Annotated in this window: 1 protein-coding gene; it reads right to left on the reverse strand. The window is 63.2% G+C overall.

From position 1 onward, the window contains the following. Positions 1 to 14 precede the first annotated feature (14 nt). A protein-coding gene (locus tag AC0L2K_RS34875) for an IS630 family transposase (protein ID WP_292552552.1) occupies positions 15 to 960 on the reverse strand; the annotation gives its coding sequence in 2 pieces (ribosomal slippage) (positions 15 to 620 and positions 622 to 960; 945 coding nt in all). Positions 961 to 1,045: the final 85 nt, after the last annotated feature.

Genomic DNA, 1,045 nt, shown 5'->3' on the forward strand with positions numbered 1-1,045 from the left:
AGAGCCTTTCGCATTTAGGTTGACTTGTAGCCTGCGTTTTCGATGTAGTTTCGGCATTCCAGTGGGGTGACGGCATTCAGGGTTGCGGCGATGGCGTTGTGAACGGCCTCGACGCTTCGCCTGGCGGCGCGACGCATGAAGTGCTTGAGCTTGGCGAACAGCTGCTCGATCGGATTGAGATCGGGGCTGTAGGGCGGCAGGAAGAACAGCCGCGCGCCGGCGGCCCTGACGATGCCGCGCACGGCAGCGCTCTTGTGGGAGCCGAGATTGTCGAGCACGACGATGTCGCCCGGCTTCAAGGTTTTGATGAGTTGGGTTTCGACATAGAGGCGGAAGGCCTCGCCGTTGATGGGCCCATTGAGCACCCAGGGTGCATCAACGCGATCATGTCGCAGCGCGGCGATGAAGGTCATCGTCTTCCAATGGCCATATGGCGCGTGGGCGACAAGCCGCTTGCCGCGCGCGCCCCAGCCACGTAGCGGCGCCATGTTGGTCTTGACCCAGGTCTCGTCGATGAAGACCAGGCGTGTTGGATCAATGCGGGTCTGATAGCGGGTCCATTGCGCGCGCCGGCGCGCCAGCTTCGGCCTGAGCTGCTCGGCCGGCAGAACGGTTTTTTTTGAAGCTCCTGCCCTCGCGATGCAGGAAGCGGCCGACGCTCGCAGGATGGACATTGAGGCCGCGCTCGGCCAGTGCTGCCGTCAGTTGATGAAGCGTCACGTTCGGATCGCGCTCGACTTCGCCCAGCACGAACAGCCGATGCGCGCCGCCGATCAGATACGGCCTGTGGCCGCCCATCTTGCCGGGCGCCGCGCTGCCCAGGCGGCGCTTGCGCGCCGCCCACTTGATCACACTCGAAACCGCCACCTTGAGCGCCGCAGCCACCTGGTAGCTCGTCTCGCCCGCCTCAAGCCGGGCCATCGCCCGCTCTCGCAGATCCATGGAATAAGGTTTCGTCATCTCCCGACCTCCACACGGTCAGGACATCGAATCTGATTTGCTCCAACTTGGGAATCCAGATTCGGTCAAAAGGCGAAGCGCTCTA

The organism is Mesorhizobium sp. WSM4817 (genome assembly GCF_055811135.1).